This is a genomic window from Tenacibaculum sp. 190524A05c, from assembly GCF_964036595.1.
GTDB classification, from domain to species: Bacteria; Bacteroidota; Bacteroidia; order Flavobacteriales; family Flavobacteriaceae; genus Polaribacter; species Polaribacter platacis.
In genome coordinates this window covers 3066208-3082306 of the sequence record NZ_OZ038523.1, presented here as the reverse complement: position 1 = coordinate 3082306, position 16099 = coordinate 3066208, and the positions used below count along the sequence as shown (strand labels likewise).

The following is a 16099-nucleotide window of genomic DNA, read 5'->3' as shown; positions in this document are numbered from 1 at the left end:
ATCTAAATAGCTATATTTGTTTCATAATCAATAAAACCGATTATGGAAGAAATACTAAAAATATATGAAAATAAAATAGGAATATCTCTTCGATGGGTTAATTCAAAATCTTTTCTAACCCAAGTTATATTTAGAGATACAGGATTCCATCTTACAGAAGATGAGATTGAAATATTCCTAGAAAAAATAATTGACTCCAAAATTCAAAAAAGATGTTCAGAATGCCAATTAGGAGAAAATTGCCGATCTATATTGTTACAAACTCCTTCAAACAAAGTTAGTTTAGCTGTTTCGTCCATTGAATTAGGACAGATAGAAGACTTACTTAGAGGTACTTTATTTCAATTACGATTAAACAATTATCTAACTGAAATCTGTAAAAACTAAAAACCCAGCTTTTAAGCTGGGTTTCTATTTATCTCTTTTCTTTTATTAAGTATATATAAACTGGGTAATGATCACTGTATCCTCCAGTATACTGTCCGTTTGAAAAACTCCTAAACGGATATCCTTTATATCTACCTTTGTTTTGTACCATAAAACGTTTGTTGAATATTCCTGATTTAAACATTTTATAGCTAGAAAAATCTTTAGAACTTTTCTTGTTTAATAAAGAAGATGTAAATAATATTTGATCGAATAAACTTAAATTATCTCGGTAAGCAGTTGTATTCAATCCTTTTTCAAACATTTGTTCATATGGATTATAAATATCTCCTTTTCTAACCTCACTCTTCTCCGCTTTAGTCTTTAAAACATCTTTAAAAGATTTGTTCATAGGATCATCATTAAAATCTCCCATGATCATGACCTTAGCATTCTTGTCCTCTTCTCTAATCTTTTCAATGATTTTATTCACTTTGTAAGCAGCCTTTTCTCTTAAAGGACTACTTTTCGCTTCTCCTCCTCTTCTAGATGGCCAGTGATTTACAATAACATGTACCAACTCGTCATCTAAATACCCTGAAACCTTTAATATATCACGTGTATATACTTTTCTATTGTTCGAATATATATTTGGATTTACAGCTTCGTAATCTACTGGTTTAAAATACCGTTGTTGATATAATAATGCAACATCAATCCCTCTTTTATCAGGAGAATCGAAATGGATAATTCCATAACGCATCTTTTTTAAACGCTCGCATTTTACTAAATCTTCTAGTACTTGTTTGTTCTCAATTTCTGCAACTCCTAAAATAGCAGGACCTGTTTTCGCTTTCTCTTCTCCTAACTGACTGATGACTTCTCCAAGCTTATCAATTTTATCCCAATATACTTTAGATTTGTTCGTTCTTAACTCCATCATTGGACTCGCCTCATCGTTTTTAGACGTATCATTAATGGTATCAAATAAGTTTTCCAAGTTATAAAACGCTACGGTTCTAATTTTATACTTCTTTTGTGCGTTAACGAATAAACAACTCATTAACAATACACTTAACAACAGTAATCTTCTCATTATTTTAATTTAACTCGGCAAAAATAATACAATTTTCAGGCCGTATTTATGTTAGTTATTAACAATTTGAAATGTTAATATTAAGTTAACATTGGCATTTTCTTAAAAGCCTAATTTTGTGCGCATTTTTTATTAAAAATAATTTTAGACCAATTTATGAAACAATTTACTCTATCAGTGTTATTTAGCTTGATGATTTCTTTTGGATTATCAGCTCAGAACATTGTAAAAGGGGTTGTGAAAGACAGCAGCTCCGAAGGATTATTACAAGGTGTTTCTATAAGTGTTGAAGGGAAAAACATTAGTACAACAACTGATGTTATTGGGGCTTTCACTTTAGAAAACTTACCTGATGGTAGGCACATTATTGTAATAAAAAAGGATGGTTATGAAACTCAAAACTATCCTGTAAGTTTATCAGGAAGTATGGTAGACTTAGGTATAATCTACATGTATGAAGATGAGTTTGCTGAAGATCAAGACTTAAGTACTATCGTTATTACAGATGACGAACTTAATGATGACACAACTGCTGCAGATAACATTTCTGGATTATTACAAGCATCTAGAGATGTATATTTAAGAACAGCTGCCTTCGAATTTAGCTCTTCTTTCTTTAGAATTCGTGGATTAGACTCTGACAACGCAAAACTTTTAATCAACGGTATCGAAATGAACAAACTTTCTACAGGAAGACCAGAATGGGCAAACTGGGGAGGTTTAAACGATGTGTTGAGAAATCAAGAATTTACTAACGGTTTAGCTCCTTCTAACTTTACTTTTGGTGGAGTTTTAGGTTCTAATAATATTAGTACAAGAGCTTCTGAGTATAGAAAAGGTGGAAGAGTTTCTTACGCTTCTTCAAACAGAAGTTATGTTCATAGAGTTATGGGAACATACGCTACTGGATTAATGGATGATGGTTGGGCATTTGCTTTTTCTGGAAGTAGAAGAATTGCTGATGAAGGATTCGCTGACGGATCTTCTTACAATGCATATTCAACATTTGCTTCTATCGAAAAAGTATTTAGTGATAAACACAGCTTAAACTTTACATCAGTTTTCGCTTCTAATAGAAGAGGTAAAGCTGCACCAAACACACAGGAAGTAATTGATATTAAAGGAATTCAATACAATCCTTACTGGGGATACCAAAATGGTAAAATTAGAAACTCAAGAATTAAAGATGTTGAGGAGCCATTTATCATGTTAAACCACTACTGGAACATTAACGAAAAAACAACTTTAAACACTAATGTTTCTTACCAATTTGGAGGAATAGGAAACAGTAGAATTGACTTTAACGGAGCAAGAGTTGAAAATGGTGTTCTTGATGGTGACGGAAATCCATTTATTACAAACTTAGCAACTGCGAATCCTGATCCTACTTACTACCAAAAACTTCCTAGTTATGGAGTAAGAGAAGGTTTACCAGATGTTTTTGGTATGTACCAAGATTTCGCTAGAAACGGACAGCTAGATTGGAGTCAGCTTTATGCTGCCAACGCTGCTTCTGTAACTGGAGGAAACTCTGCATATGTTTTATATGAAGACAGAAACGAAGATGATCGTTTTACAATTAATACGATTTTCAATACTGAATTAACAGATAATATTTCATTAAACGCTTCTGTTAATTATACATCTCAAAAATCAGAAAATTTTGCAGAAATTATCGATTTACTAGGTGGTTCAGGATATTTAGATGTTGATACTTTCGCGCAAGCTGACCAAGACGATATCAACAATGGAATTACTTCATTTGATTTAAAACAAAATAACTTATTAAACCCATTATTCTTAGCTCAAGAAGGAGATCGTTTCAAATATGATTTTGATTTACTTTCTCAAGTAATTAATGGATTTGTTCAAACTCAATTCAAGTTTAACAAAGTTGATTTCTTCCTAGCAGGTAGTCTTTCTAGAACATCTCACCAAAGAGATGGAAATTTCCAAAACGGAGGGTTTATCGATACGTCATTCGGAAAATCTGAAAAGCAAGAATTTACAAACTGGGGAGCAAAAGGTGGTTTAACTTATAAAATTACTGGTCGTCATATCTTAGATTTTAACGCTGGTTATTTAACTAAAGCACCAACTCTAAGAAATACGTTTGCTAACTCAAGAGAAAACAACGCTATCGTTGAAGGTATTACTAGTGAAAAAGTATTATCATTAGATGCTAGTTATATTGTTAGAACTCCAATTCTTCAAGCTAGAGCAACAGCATACTACACTGGAATTAAAGACGCAACTGAAACTTCTTTCTTTTTCGCTGATGGTATTGGTGGAGACAACACTGCTTTTGTACAAGAAACTTTACAAGGTATTGAGAAAAGACATATCGGAGCTGAGTTTGGAATCGATTTAAAATTAACTCAAACTTTAAAATTAAAAGGTGCTGCAAATATCGGTCAGTACACTTATAATAATAATCCAAACTTATTTATTGCTTCTGAAGATTTCGTAGGAGATTCTGATGCTGATGAATTTGGTGTTAAAGATTTTGGACAATCAAATCTTAAAAATTACAGATTAGCAAGTGGACCTCAAAAAGCATATTCATTCGGATTTGAATATAGAGACCCTGATTACTGGTGGTTCGGAGCAACAGCTAACGTGTTCAATGACACTTACATAGATATCGCTCCTTTAACAAGAAGTAGTAACTTTGCGGACGACGGTGGAGTACCTTTTACAGATTACGACGAGTCAATTGCTAGAGAATTATTAAGACAAGAAAGATTTAACGACTATATGGTAGTAAATGCTGTAGGTGGTAAATCATGGAAAGTTGGAAATAGACAATATATTGGTTTATTTGCTAGTATAGGAAATATTTTCAACCGTGAATACAGAACTGGTGGTTTTGAGCAAGGAAGAAACGCTAACTATCGTCAATTAAGAGATGATAAAGCATTAGACACACCTGTTTTTGGTAATAAATACTGGTATGGTAGAGGAACTACTTACTTCGTTAACTTAAATTATAGATTTTAATAAAATATTCTTTTAAATAGAAAAAAATGAAAACTAATAAAATATTAAGCATTTTATCATTTTTTATCTTCTCAATCACTATCATTTCTTGTGTTGAAGATAATTCTTTCGAAACTCCGAATATAAAACTTGAGGAGCCTAACATTACTACTTCGTTTACAGTTGCTAAAGTTCATAACGATTTAATTCAAGCATATAACAGTAACGGAGATTTAACTCTTACGTATTTCGCTGATGAAAACAACCCAACTTATGTTACAGGTTATGTTGTTTCTAGTGATGCAGCTGGTAACTTCTTCAGAACTTTAGTTATTCAAGATGCAGCGGAAAACCCAACTGCAGGTATCGAGCTTTTAGTTAACAACAGTTCTTTAAGTGAATCTTTCGAAATCGGAAGAAAAGTTTACATTAGATTAGATGGATTAACTGTTTCTTATGATGATGGAGAAAGCACTAGCTTTATTAATCCAACAAACACTGTTCCTGGAGTATTTACTTTAGGATTATTATCTAACGAAAATAGAGTTGACGATATTCCTTACACTTCTGAAGAGCAAAGAAGAGCTTTAGTAAAATCTACTGAGTTAGCTACAATCGTTCCTACTGAAATTAAAATTGGAGAAATTGAGCAAAAGCACGTTAATACTTTAGTTAGTTTACCGTCTGCACAGTTTGATAAAGAAGAGTTAGGAAAAACTTTTGCTGGAGAGCCTAATGATGAATTTGATGGTTTTAGAACTATTTTCGAATGTGAAACAGAAGCTACTATTCCATTACAAACAAGTACTTTCTCTAGCTTTAAATCTAATAAATTACCAGAAGGACAAGGTACTGCTACTGGAGTTTTAGCTAAAGACTTTAGAGCTGAATTCTTCGTATTAATAGCAAACAACCCTGTTGAATTAGATTTTTCTAACTCTGAGAGATGTGATCCTATCGTATTAGATTGTACAGGTGCTACTTCTACTGATGTTACAGTATTCGAAGAAGATTTCCAAACAATCACTAACGAAGCTCAATTAGATGGTTTAGGATGGACAAACGTTAACGTATCTGGAGGAAGCGAGAGATATGAAGACAGTTCTTTCAGTGGAAACAGATATATGAAAATTTCTGCTTTCGGAACAGGTGAAGATCCAATGGAAGCTTGGTTAGTAACTCCAGCTATTAACTTAGACGGAACTACTGAAGAAGTATTAACTTTCGACGTTTCTGCTAACTTTGAGAGCGGTAAAGTATTAACTGCATTCATCACAGAAAACTATACTGGAGATCCAACTACTACTGAGTGGGTTCAAATAGATGCTAACATTCCAACTGGAGATGGTGGATTTGGAGATTTCGTATCTTCTTCAATCAATATTTCTTGTTTAAGTGGAGATGTTCACGTAGCATTTAAATATTTAGGTTCTGCTGATAACATGGAAACTAGATACCATATTGACAATATCAAAGTAACAGGAAAATAATCCTAATAACTTTATAAAAAAAGCCGAGTTTTAAAACTCGGCTTTTTTTATGCATCTTTATGAAAAAGAAAAATGTCTGCGAATACTAGAATCAATCGAGCTTTTAAACAAGCAAAGAAACTTCCACTCAACAATAATTCGAAGTATATATTATTCTCTGATTGTCATAGAGGTGATAATAGTTTTGCTGATGATTTTGCCAGAAACAGAAGTATTTTCAATTATGCTTTATCTCAATATTTAAATGACGATTTTACCTATATAGAGCTTGGTGATGGAGACGAACTATGGGAAAACAAATTCGACACTGTTTTTCAAGAAAATAAAGATGTTTTCATGTTATTGAAAAAATTCCATGATGCTAATCGACTTCATTTTATTTGGGGAAATCATGATATGGATTATAAGAACCCAAAAAATGTTTCAAGAAATTTATCAAGTTACTACGAGGAAGCCATTGGTGAACATCTGGAACTCATGCCTAATGCTTCTTTCTCCGAATCAATAATTCTGGAAAATAATAATAACGGACAAGCTTTATTTTTAATGCATGGACATCAAGCGGATTGGTTTAATTATCGATTTTGGAAACTAAGCAGGTTTTTAGTTCGTTTTTTATGGAAACCACTCCAAATATTGGGAATTAAAGACCCTACAAGTCCTGCTCAAAATTTTAGAGAACTTATTAAAGTAGAAAGACATATTGAAAAGTGGATTAAAAATAATAGTAATCAGACTGTTGTTACTGGTCATACCCACCGACCTCGCTTCCCTCAACCTAATGAAATGCCTTACTTTAATTCAGGCAGCTGCGTTCATCCAAGATGCATTACTGGATTGGAAATAGAAGACTATGAAATAACACTCATCAAATGGCATTTCACCACTTTGGAAAATGGGACAATGAAAATTGTAAAATCAATTCTCGAAGGGCCTAAAAATATTGAGGAATATAGGTAGCTATACCGATTTCATAACATTAAGGTAACATACCAAAAAGCATTGCTTTATACATTTGCCAAGTTTTAAATGTATTAAAATGGGAGATCCATATATTTTAATGTTAGTAGCTCTAGCTGGTCTTGCAATTTTAGATTTAGTTGTAGGAGTTAGTAACGATGCCGTAAACTTTTTGAATTCAGCAATTGGTTCTAAGGCTATTCCTATTAAAACCATTATGATTATTGCCAGTGTTGGTGTATTCTTTGGTGCTGTTACTTCTAGTGGAATGATGGAAGTAGCTCGAAAAGGAATTTTCAATCCAAATATGTTCATGTTTGAAGAAATCATGTACATCTTCATGGCAGTTATGATTACGGACATTCTATTACTCGATATATTTAATTCTTTAGGAATGCCTACTTCAACCACAGTTTCGATTGTTTTTGAATTATTAGGAGCAGCTGTTGCTATTGCATTGCTTAAAATCACAGCTAATGATGAATCTATTACAGAAATTTGGAATTATATTAATAATGAACAAGCCACAAAAATTATATTAGGGATTGTACTCTCCGTAATTGTAGCTTTTTCTGTTGGTGCGATTGTTCAATATTTCTCTAGATTGATTTATTCATTCAACTTTGAGAACAGACCAACTTATATTAATGCTCTTTTTGGAGGTTTTGCAATTACAGCAATTACATACTTCATCATTATTAAAGGATTAAAAGGAACGGATTTTTACGGAAGTATAAAGCATATTGTAGAAGGAAATACGACCATGATTATAGCTGGTGGGTTTGCAATATGGTCTGCTATTTCTTATCTATTAATTAAAGTTTTAAAAATAAATATTTTAACCGCTATTATTGCTATCGGAACTTTCTCTTTGGCGATGGCTTTTGCTGGAAACGATTTAGTGAACTTTATTGGTGTTCCTATTGCAGCCTTAAATTCTTACGACGCTTGGGAAGCATCTGGGGTAGCAGCAAATGAATTTTCAATGGGAATTTTAGCTAAGAAAGTTCCTTCAAACACATTACTATTATTGCTTGCTGGTGCTATTATGGTTGTTACTTTATGGACTTCGAAAAAAGCACGTGCGGTAATAGAAACTGGAATTAACCTTTCTCGTCAAGGAGATGGACATGAAAAATTTCAGCCAAACAATATGTCTCGTGTTGTAGTTAGAGCTGCAATGTTTTTAAATATGGGATTAAACAAACTTATTCCTCTTAAAACACAAGATTATATCAATTCGAAATTTGAAAAACCTGTAATTAAGTTACCAAAAGATAAAACTTACGAACTACCGGCTTTCGATTTAGTTCGTGCCTCTGTAAACTTAATAATGGCTAGTATTTTAATTTCTATTGCTACCTCAATGAAATTACCTCTTTCTACAACTTATGTTACTTTCATGGTTGCTATGGGTACTTCATTAGCAGATAGAGCTTGGGGAAGAGAAAGTGCAGTGTATAGAGTAGCTGGAGTTATCAATGTAATTGGTGGTTGGTTCTTAACTGCTATTATTGCATTTACCGCTGCTGGTATTGTTGCCTTTTTAATTTATTGGCATACTGCAATGATTCCTGTGTTATTACTAGTTGTAATTGGAATGCTAGTAAGAACTACTTTACAATACAGAAAAAAATCTAAAGAGGAAAAACAACAACAATTTGTTGAAAGAGCTGAATTGATTTCAATTAATGAAGTAATTGAAGAAAGCTCTGGACATATTGCAAATGTTGCAGACAGAGTAAACAAATTGTATTCAAACGTAGTAAACGATTTAGCTACACACGATTTAAATAAACTAAGAAAAACTGAAAAGCATGTAGATAAACTTAATGATGAAATTGAAAGCTTGAAAAGTGGAGTTTTCTATTTTATTAAATCATTAGATGATACTTCTGTGCAAGCAAGTAAGTTCTATATTTTGATTCTTGGTCATTTACAAGATGTAGCACAATCTATAAGTTATATTTCTAAATCAACGTATAAACACGTTAACAATAACCATAAGAATCTTAAAAAATCTCAGTTAAAAGATTTAAAATATATTGATAATAAGTTAAGCGAATTACTTCAAGGAATTAGTAATGCTTTCCAAGCAAAAGAATTTGATAATTTAAACAACATCTTAGTTGATAAAAAAGAATTATTAAAAGAAGTATCTAATTCAATTGAAAGACAAGTAGAGCGCATACGTACATATGAAACGAGTCCAAAGAATACCACTTTATACTTTAGTATTCTTTTAGAAACTCAAGATTTAGTATCTGCGTTAATAAACCTATTAGATAATTATAATGAGTTTTACATAAGCACTAAAATGACTTTATAAAATTATCATTCTAAAAAATAAAAAAGCTCGAGTTAAACTCGAGCTTTTTTTTATGATTATTTCTTTATTCTTATTTGAAAGAATTTATGACTCCACTTAAGAAGTTGTTTACATCTGCATTCTTGGTTAATCCCAATCTTACAACAACTAAATCTTGATCAGGTAAAATAAATACATTCTGCCCTTGATAACCGTTGAAAGAAAACATATTCTTTGGAACATCAGGATATCTACCACCAGCATTTAACCAAATTTGTGCTCCGTACCATCCATCAGATGTAGGTGTTGGAGTTGTTGCGTATTTCACCCAATCTTTATCGAATAAAGCATCTCCATTCCAATTACCATTATGCAAATACAACAAACCAAATTTCGCCCAATCTCTCGCAGTTGCCCATGCATATGAAGAACCAACATAGTTTCCACTCATATCGGTTTCCACAACCATTGAGTTCATTCCAATTCTATCTATTAATCCCGTATACCAAAAATCTAAATACTCTTTATGAGTTTTAAATTGTTTCCTTAATATCCCGGATAAAACATTTGTAGTTCCCGATGAATAATTCCAAGTTTCATTTGGCTTTCCAACTAAAGGCTTATCAATTTGAATTTTAGTAACATCTTCTGTCAAAAACAACATCTTTGTAACATCAGAAATAGAGTTATAATCCTCATTCCATTCTAAACCACTATTCATTTGTAATAAATTATGAATGGTAATATTCTTTCTCTCATCATTCTTCCATTCTTCAAATGGAGCTTTTTCATAAACATCCATTTTTCCTTGACATTGCAAAACTCCGAATAAAGTACTCGTAATACTTTTAGTCATTGACCATCCAAGTAATAAAGATTCCTTATTGAAACCTGTATCATAACGCTCTGCAATAATCTTGTCTTTATGAATAACTAAAATGGCTCTAGTTTTATTCACATCATTAAACATTGACGCAACTGTAGAATTCAGCTTATCATAATCAATATTTGCAAAAACAGAATCTTTAGGTTCTGCATTTCCATAAGGAAACTCAGTAGAATTATTCGGTACAGACCTCTGAGGTATTGACATCGATTTATCTAACTCTACTCCGTCAACTAATAACACATTTCCAAAACCTTCTCTGTAAACCGATTTTCTAGTCAATAGACCAAAAGCAGAAGACTTCGCTGTTTTAGATTTTTCATCTACACTGTTATGTGCTAAATCAATTGGAGAAAAATTAGTATCGGTGCTATCTGTAAATGCTAAATTTCTTTTAGCTAAAAATACGGAAGAACCCGTCATTTTTGAGGAATATCCAGCGAGTATATTCAATTTTGGGTAATTGTAAAAAACTGCTAGAAGTAAAATGGTGAAAAGCAATAATAGACTTTTCTTTAAAATTTTCATATAAGTGTACTTTTTAGACAAATGTAAGAATTTAAGTGTTTGATTGTTCGTTTGAGAACATAGCCTTATTTTTGTTATAAATTAATTTTTTCATGTTTGACATTAATACAATCCGTGAAGATTTCCCAATATTAAAAAGAAAAGTTCATGGTAAACCATTAATATACTTTGATAACGGTGCTACTTCTCAAACACCAACGCAAGTTATCGGTACCATTGTTGATTATTATACTAACTATAACGCAAATATTCATCGTGGAGTACATACGTTGAGTCAAGAAGCGACAGATAAGTATGAGGAGGCGCGAATCAAAATTCAAAAACACTTTAATGCTAAGCATTCTTATGAGATAATTTTGACTGCTGGTACTACGGAAAGTGTAAACATTGTTGCTTCTGGTTTTTCATCTATTTTAAAAGAGGGAGACGAAGTTATCGTATCTGCATTAGAACACCATTCAAATATTGTTCCTTGGCAAATGATGTGTGAAAAAACTGGTGCTGTTTTAAAGGTAATTCCTATGGATGACGATGGTTCACTTCAAATGGATGTTTTTGATCAGTTATTAAGCAATAAAACAAAACTTGTATTCTGTAATCATGTTTCAAATGCATTAGGAACAATAAATCCTATTGAAACTATAATTCATAAAGCGCATAAATTTGGAGCATATGTTTTAATTGATGGAGCGCAAGCTTGTCCGCATATAAAACCAGATGTTCAGGGATTAGATGTAGATTTTTATGTTGCATCTGCTCATAAAATGTGCGGACCAACAGGTGTTGGAATCTTATACGGTAAACAAGAATTATTGGAATTATTACCTCCATATCAAGGTGGGGGAGAAATGATTGAAACGGTAACTTTCGAAAAAACTACTTATGCAGGATTGCCTCATAAATTCGAAGCAGGAACTCCAAATATTTGCGGAGGAATTGCTTTTGGAGCTGCAGTAGATTATATGAATGCTATTGGTTTTAATATTATCCAACAAAGAGAAAATGAACTTTTAGCCTACGCTACAGAAGCGTTATCTCAAATAGAAGGTTTAAAAATTTATGGTACTGCTCATAAAACTTCTGTGATTTCATTTAATATAGAAGGAATCCATCCTTATGATATAGGAAGTATTTTAGATAAACTAGGAATTGCAGTAAGAACAGGCCATCATTGTGCCCAACCAATTATGGATTATTTTAAAATTCCTGGGACAGTTAGAGCGTCATTATCTTTTTACAATACAACAGAAGAAATTGACACATTAGTAGCTGCAGTTAAAAAAGCAAAAATGATGCTGAGTTAATAAACCGACTTGAATCTATTGGTAATAAAACACAAAAAGATTTATATATTTAAGCGTCATATTCGTATGGCGCTTTTTTTAATTTTATAAAAATGAAAGCATTTATTTCCCTTATTATCATATTAAGCACACTGAGTTGTGTTTCCCAAAAATCCAATTCTACTCAAGAATCCATAAAAGAAATTGTTTTTAACGCACAAACAAGAGGTAGTTTAGAGAACATTACAGTATCGGATTATACCGTATTTTATAAGACTCATGGAAATTCAAAAACTTATGCGATAAATGCTTCTCAAAGAAAAGAGCTTGAAGCTTTAATTAACAAGATCAACATTAAAAACATTTCGGAGCTTAAAGCTCCTTCCAATAAAAGAGCCTTTGACGGTGCCTTACGTGCTACATTAGCAATAAAAATTGGTGAAACTAATTATGTATCTAGCGAATTCGATGACGATAATCCACCTGAAGAAATCAAAGCTATAATTGATACATTAAGAAGTTATATTCAATAGGATTTATTTTCTACCAAAATCTGCAGGAATTTCTCCCCAAGCTTTTGTTTCCCATTTTAATATTGGATTAGAGTACGTATTTTCTTTCAACCAAACTTCTGCTCGTTTAATTAATTCGAGTAGTTCTTTATTATCTTTTGTAAAAGTAATATTAGTTCTGCATTGTTTCTTTTTAACCCAACTCATGGCAATTTTAGAGTCCGTATATATAGGATAGTTAAACGCTTTTTTATTTTTCAAAAAGGCTAAACCATGAACAATAGCCAAAAATTCACCAATATTATTAGTACCTTCTTTAAATGGTCCCTGAATAAATATTTGCTTTTTCGTTTTTGTATCTACTCCCCTATACTCCATTATCCCAGGATTCCCTGCACAAGCCGCATCAACAGATAAACTTTGCAAAATAGGTTTCCCAATCTTTGCAAGCTCTTCATTGGTTAGCGTAGCTTTTTTAGTATTAACACCTTTATAATCATTAAAGGTCTTTTTAAAAGCTAATTTCGCTTCAGATTCTGAAGCAAAAGATTTGTATTGCGCCCCTTCAAAACCATTAATTTGCTGCTTACACATTTCCCAAGTGTTATAAATCCCAGGTTTTTTGCCTTTCCAGACAACATAATATTTCTTTTTTTTAGCCAATTTCTTCCTCTAAAATTACTTTTTCGATGATCTCTGGGAAATATTTATACTCTAAATCATGAACTTTTTGTGCAATATCTTCAGGAGAATCTTCATTAGTTAGTTCTGTTTTCGCCTGAAATATGATTGCTCCTTCGTCATAATTTTCGTTCACATAATGAATTGTTATCCCGGTTTCCTTCTCAGAATTGTCTTTTACAGCTTTATGTACATTCATTCCATACATACCTTTTCCTCCATATTTTGGTAATAATGCAGGATGAATATTTATTATTCTATCAGGAAAAGCTTCAACTATCTTACTAGGAATACGCCATAGAAATCCAGCTAAAATGATGTAATCTGCTTCTTTTTTAAGAAAATCTAGCACTTTATCTGTTACTGTGAAATCTTCTTTATTAAAAACAGAACTATTGATATTCAGTCTTTTACACCTATCTAAAACTTTGGCACGCTGATTGTTAGTAAGCACATGAGTAACAGAAATAGATTTTTTAGTTTGAAAAAACCCAATAATATTTTCGGCATTACTACCAGAGCCGGACGCAAAAATTACAATTCGTTTCATAATCTACAACACTATATAGTTACTGCAAAAAAACAATAATTATTAACATGATTGAGGTCCGAATAAAAAGATTTTTTATTTTAGACCCCACATTTTTGAGCAAAAATTAGAATTAAAAACTAAGATTTGTATTTTTGCCTCGATTTTAAATTTAAAAATTAAAAAATTATGTCAGACATTGCATCTAGAGTAAAAGCAATTATCGTTGATAAATTAGGAGTAGACGATAACGAAGTAACTAACGAAGCAAGTTTCACTAACGATTTAGGAGCAGACTCGTTAGACACTGTTGAGTTAATTATGGAATTCGAAAAGGAATTTGATATTCAAATCCCAGACGATCAAGCAGAGAACATTGCTACAGTTGGTCAAGCAATTAGCTATATTGAAGAAGCGAAAAAATAAGAATATATGCAATTAAAACGAGTTGTAATAACTGGACTTGGCGCATTAACGCCGATAGGAAATAATATTGAAGAATATTGGAATGGCTTAGTTAACGGAGTTAGCGGAGCGGCACCTATAACATACTTTGATGCTGCCAAGTTCAAGACTCGTTTCGCTTGTGAACTAAAAAATTTCAATGTAAAAGATTACATTGATAGAAAGGAATCAAGACGAATGGATAGGTTTACTCAGTATGCTATGATTGCTTCTAATGAAGCTATTCAAGACGCTGATTTAAATCTAGACACTGTTGATAAGTATAGAGTTGGAGTGATTTGGGGAGCCGGAATCGGTGGTTTAGAAACTTTCCAAGATGAAGTTTTAAATTACGCGAAAGGTGACGGAAGTCCTAGATTCAATCCTTTCTTTATACCTAAAATGATTGCAGATATCGCTCCCGGACACATTTCTATTAAGCATGGTTTCATGGGGCCAAATTACACTACTGTATCTGCATGTGCATCTTCAGCAAATGCGCTAATCGATGCTTTAAACTATATACGATTAGGTCATTGTGACGTAATTGTATCTGGAGGTAGTGAAGCAGCAGTTACAATTGCTGGTATGGGTGGATTTAATGCGATGCATGCATTATCTACAAGAAATGATAATCCAGAAGCTGCATCAAGACCTTTTGATGCTGAAAGAGATGGTTTTGTTCTTGGAGAAGGTGCTGGTGCATTAATTTTGGAAGAATACGAACACGCGAAAGCTAGAGGTGCTAAAATTTACGCTGAAGTTATTGGTGGTGGTTTATCTTCTGATGCTCATCATATGACAGCTCCACATCCTGATGGATTAGGAGTAATAGCAGTTATGAAAAACTGTTTAGAAAACGCTGGTATTAAACCAGAAGATGTTGATCATATTAATACACATGGTACTTCAACTCCTCTTGGAGATGTTGCTGAATTAAAAGCAATTTCTGAAGTGTTTGGAGATCATGCTAAGAATATTAATATTAACTCTACAAAATCCATGACAGGGCACTTACTTGGTGCTGCTGGTGCTATTGAAGCCGTTGCTTCTATTTTAGCAATGAAACATGGAATTGTTCCTCCGACTATTAATCATTCTACGGTTGATGAAAACATTAACCCAGATTTAAATCTTACTTTGAATACACCGCAAAAAAGAGAAATCAAAGTAGCCATGAGTAATACTTTCGGATTTGGTGGTCATAATGCCTGTGTAGCTTTTAGAAAGTTAGATTAATAAATATCTCCTCATATGAATTTTCTTCGTAAAATAGTTAGACCTAAAACTAAGGACGACGAAGAATTTTATTATGACTTAAAAGCACTACTCAACTTTAAACCTATAAAGCTTCATCATTATAAAAGAGCGTTTATTCATAGATCTCTTAAAATGACTGATAGTAAAGGTAAGCCTATTAATTATGAACGATTAGAGTTTTTAGGTGATGCTATTTTGGGTTCTGTTATCGCTTCTTTTTTATATAAAGAGGCTCCAAAAGGTAACGAAGGTTATCTTACACAGATGCGTTCTAAAGTTGTAAGTAGAGAAAGCTTAAATAAGCTGGGTAAAGATTTAGATCTCATTCGATTTGTAAAATCGAACATTAATCAAAATCAAATCGGAGATAATATTCACGGTAATATATTCGAAGCTTTAGTTGGTGCCGTTTATTTGGATCGCGGATATAATTATTGCCATCAATTCATTTACGATCAAGTTATTATTCCTTATGTAGATTTACAGAAATTAGAAAATAAAATTTCTAGTTACAAAGGATATATTATTGAGTGGTGTCAAAAGACTAAAAGAAAGTATTTATTCGAAAGCTACGAGGATACAGGAAAACAAATCCAAAAACACTTTAGCGTTATCGTTTATATAGACGGGCAAAAGATTGCTAAAGGAAGAGCAACTTCTAAGAAAAAGGCCGAGGAAATGGCCGCAAAGAGAGTATATTATGCTTTTCAGAACGAAATTAGCGATCTTCAATAGTTAAAATCGAAATCGTTTTCGTTTTTTTCACAATTTCTTATC

14 protein-coding genes are annotated in these 16099 nt (G+C 32.4%); 10 read left to right on the top strand and 4 right to left on the bottom strand.

Annotation, left to right across the window (positions count from 1 at the left end):
* The first annotated feature begins 42 nt into the window (after positions 1 to 42).
* Positions 43 to 387 (top strand): hypothetical protein, encoded by a 345-nt coding sequence (locus tag ABNT61_RS13505; RefSeq protein WP_348743616.1) that lies wholly within the window; start codon positions 43 to 45, stop codon positions 385 to 387.
* Positions 388 to 415: 28 nt separating this feature from the next.
* On the opposite strand, the gene ABNT61_RS13500 is transcribed toward ABNT61_RS13505, so the two are convergent.
* Positions 416 to 1429, bottom strand: coding sequence for an endonuclease/exonuclease/phosphatase family protein (locus ABNT61_RS13500; RefSeq protein ID WP_412766918.1), 1014 nt, complete (start codon positions 1427 to 1429; stop codon positions 416 to 418).
* Positions 1430 to 1618: 189 nt separating this feature from the next.
* Between ABNT61_RS13500 and ABNT61_RS13495 the strand changes: the two genes are divergently transcribed.
* The 4 genes from ABNT61_RS13495 to ABNT61_RS13480 all read left to right on the top strand — a co-directional run bounded on the left by ABNT61_RS13495 (position 1619) and on the right by ABNT61_RS13480 (position 9220).
* The gene (locus ABNT61_RS13495) at positions 1619 to 4462 is read left to right on the top strand and encodes a TonB-dependent receptor (RefSeq protein WP_348743614.1); all 2844 of its coding nucleotides are present in this window, start codon (positions 1619 to 1621) and stop codon (positions 4460 to 4462) included.
* Between the two features lie 26 nt (positions 4463 to 4488).
* Positions 4489 to 5931: a DUF5689 domain-containing protein gene (locus tag ABNT61_RS13490; protein ID WP_348743613.1), complete on the top strand. Its 1443-nt coding sequence runs from the start codon at positions 4489 to 4491 to the stop codon at positions 5929 to 5931.
* Positions 5932 to 6003: 72 nt separating this feature from the next.
* The gene (locus ABNT61_RS13485; protein WP_348743612.1) at positions 6004 to 6891 is read left to right on the top strand and encodes a metallophosphoesterase; all 888 of its coding nucleotides are present in this window, start codon (positions 6004 to 6006) and stop codon (positions 6889 to 6891) included.
* Positions 6892 to 6970: 79 nt separating this feature from the next.
* Entirely contained in the window at positions 6971 to 9220 is a 2250-nt protein-coding gene (locus ABNT61_RS13480) for an inorganic phosphate transporter (protein WP_348710383.1), read from the top strand.
* 70 nt (positions 9221 to 9290) lie between these two features.
* Here ABNT61_RS13480 and ABNT61_RS13475 read toward each other — a convergent pair whose 3' ends face one another.
* A complete protein-coding gene (locus tag ABNT61_RS13475) occupies positions 9291 to 10613 on the bottom strand; it encodes a serine hydrolase (RefSeq protein ID WP_348743611.1) in 1323 nt (440 codons plus the stop codon).
* A 92-nt stretch (positions 10614 to 10705) separates the two neighbouring features.
* Here ABNT61_RS13475 and ABNT61_RS13470 point away from each other — a divergent pair, with 92 nt between their 5' ends.
* Together ABNT61_RS13470 and ABNT61_RS13465 are read left to right on the top strand one after the other, a co-directional pair.
* Complete coding sequence (locus ABNT61_RS13470; RefSeq protein ID WP_348743610.1) at positions 10706 to 11917, top strand: cysteine desulfurase; 1212 nt, start codon at positions 10706 to 10708, stop codon at positions 11915 to 11917.
* Positions 11918 to 12009: 92 nt separating this feature from the next.
* Entirely contained in the window at positions 12010 to 12429 is a 420-nt protein-coding gene (locus ABNT61_RS13465) for a hypothetical protein (protein WP_348743609.1), read from the top strand.
* A 3-nt stretch (positions 12430 to 12432) separates the two neighbouring features.
* Here the strand turns inward: ABNT61_RS13465 and ABNT61_RS13460 are convergent, their stop codons facing one another.
* Both ABNT61_RS13460 and purN read right to left on the bottom strand, forming a co-directional pair.
* Positions 12433 to 13071 carry a ribonuclease H family protein gene (locus ABNT61_RS13460; RefSeq protein ID WP_348743608.1) on the bottom strand — a complete coding sequence of 213 codons (639 nt, stop codon included), beginning with the start codon at positions 13069 to 13071 and terminating at the stop codon, positions 12433 to 12435.
* Positions 13064 to 13639: a phosphoribosylglycinamide formyltransferase gene (purN, locus tag ABNT61_RS13455; protein ID WP_348743607.1), complete on the bottom strand. Its 576-nt coding sequence runs from the start codon at positions 13637 to 13639 to the stop codon at positions 13064 to 13066. Before purN ends, ABNT61_RS13460 begins: the two co-directional genes overlap by 8 nt.
* A gap of 168 nt (positions 13640 to 13807) precedes the next feature.
* Here purN and ABNT61_RS13450 point away from each other — a divergent pair, with 168 nt between their 5' ends.
* The 3 genes from ABNT61_RS13450 to rnc are packed head-to-tail and all read left to right on the top strand — an operon-like array spanning position 13808 to position 16057.
* On the top strand, positions 13808 to 14044 hold the full coding sequence (locus tag ABNT61_RS13450; RefSeq protein WP_075340350.1) for an acyl carrier protein: 237 nt from the start codon (positions 13808 to 13810) through the stop codon (positions 14042 to 14044).
* A 6-nt stretch (positions 14045 to 14050) separates the two neighbouring features.
* Positions 14051 to 15301, top strand: coding sequence for a beta-ketoacyl-ACP synthase II (fabF, locus tag ABNT61_RS13445; RefSeq protein WP_348710393.1), 1251 nt, complete (start codon positions 14051 to 14053; stop codon positions 15299 to 15301).
* 15 nt (positions 15302 to 15316) lie between these two features.
* Entirely contained in the window at positions 15317 to 16057 is a 741-nt protein-coding gene (gene rnc, locus ABNT61_RS13440) for a ribonuclease III (RefSeq protein ID WP_348723144.1), read from the top strand.
* Positions 16058 to 16099 lie beyond the last annotated feature (42 nt).

Bases quoted from the DNA above. Each gene is read 5' to 3' on its own strand.
- ABNT61_RS13470 (WP_348743610.1), top strand. From the start codon at position 10,706: ATGTTTGACATTAATACAATCCGTGAAGATTTCCCAATATTAAAAAGA.
- fabF (WP_348710393.1), top strand. From the start codon at position 14,051: ATGCAATTAAAACGAGTTGTAATAACTGGACTTGGCGCATTAACGCCG.
- ABNT61_RS13495 (WP_348743614.1), top strand. From the start codon at position 1,619: ATGAAACAATTTACTCTATCAGTGTTATTTAGCTTGATGATTTCTTTT.
- ABNT61_RS13505 (WP_348743616.1), top strand. From the start codon at position 43: ATGGAAGAAATACTAAAAATATATGAAAATAAAATAGGAATATCTCTT.
- purN (WP_348743607.1), bottom strand. From the start codon at position 13,639: ATGAAACGAATTGTAATTTTTGCGTCCGGCTCTGGTAGTAATGCCGAA.
- ABNT61_RS13450 (WP_075340350.1), top strand. From the start codon at position 13,808: ATGTCAGACATTGCATCTAGAGTAAAAGCAATTATCGTTGATAAATTA.
- ABNT61_RS13490 (WP_348743613.1), top strand. From the start codon at position 4,489: ATGAAAACTAATAAAATATTAAGCATTTTATCATTTTTTATCTTCTCA.
- ABNT61_RS13475 (WP_348743611.1), bottom strand. From the start codon at position 10,613: ATGAAAATTTTAAAGAAAAGTCTATTATTGCTTTTCACCATTTTACTT.
- ABNT61_RS13485 (WP_348743612.1), top strand. From the start codon at position 6,004: ATGTCTGCGAATACTAGAATCAATCGAGCTTTTAAACAAGCAAAGAAA.
- ABNT61_RS13465 (WP_348743609.1), top strand. From the start codon at position 12,010: ATGAAAGCATTTATTTCCCTTATTATCATATTAAGCACACTGAGTTGT.
- ABNT61_RS13500 (WP_412766918.1), bottom strand. From the start codon at position 1,429: ATGAGTTGTTTATTCGTTAACGCACAAAAGAAGTATAAAATTAGAACC.
- ABNT61_RS13480 (WP_348710383.1), top strand. From the start codon at position 6,971: ATGGGAGATCCATATATTTTAATGTTAGTAGCTCTAGCTGGTCTTGCA.
- rnc (WP_348723144.1), top strand. From the start codon at position 15,317: ATGAATTTTCTTCGTAAAATAGTTAGACCTAAAACTAAGGACGACGAA.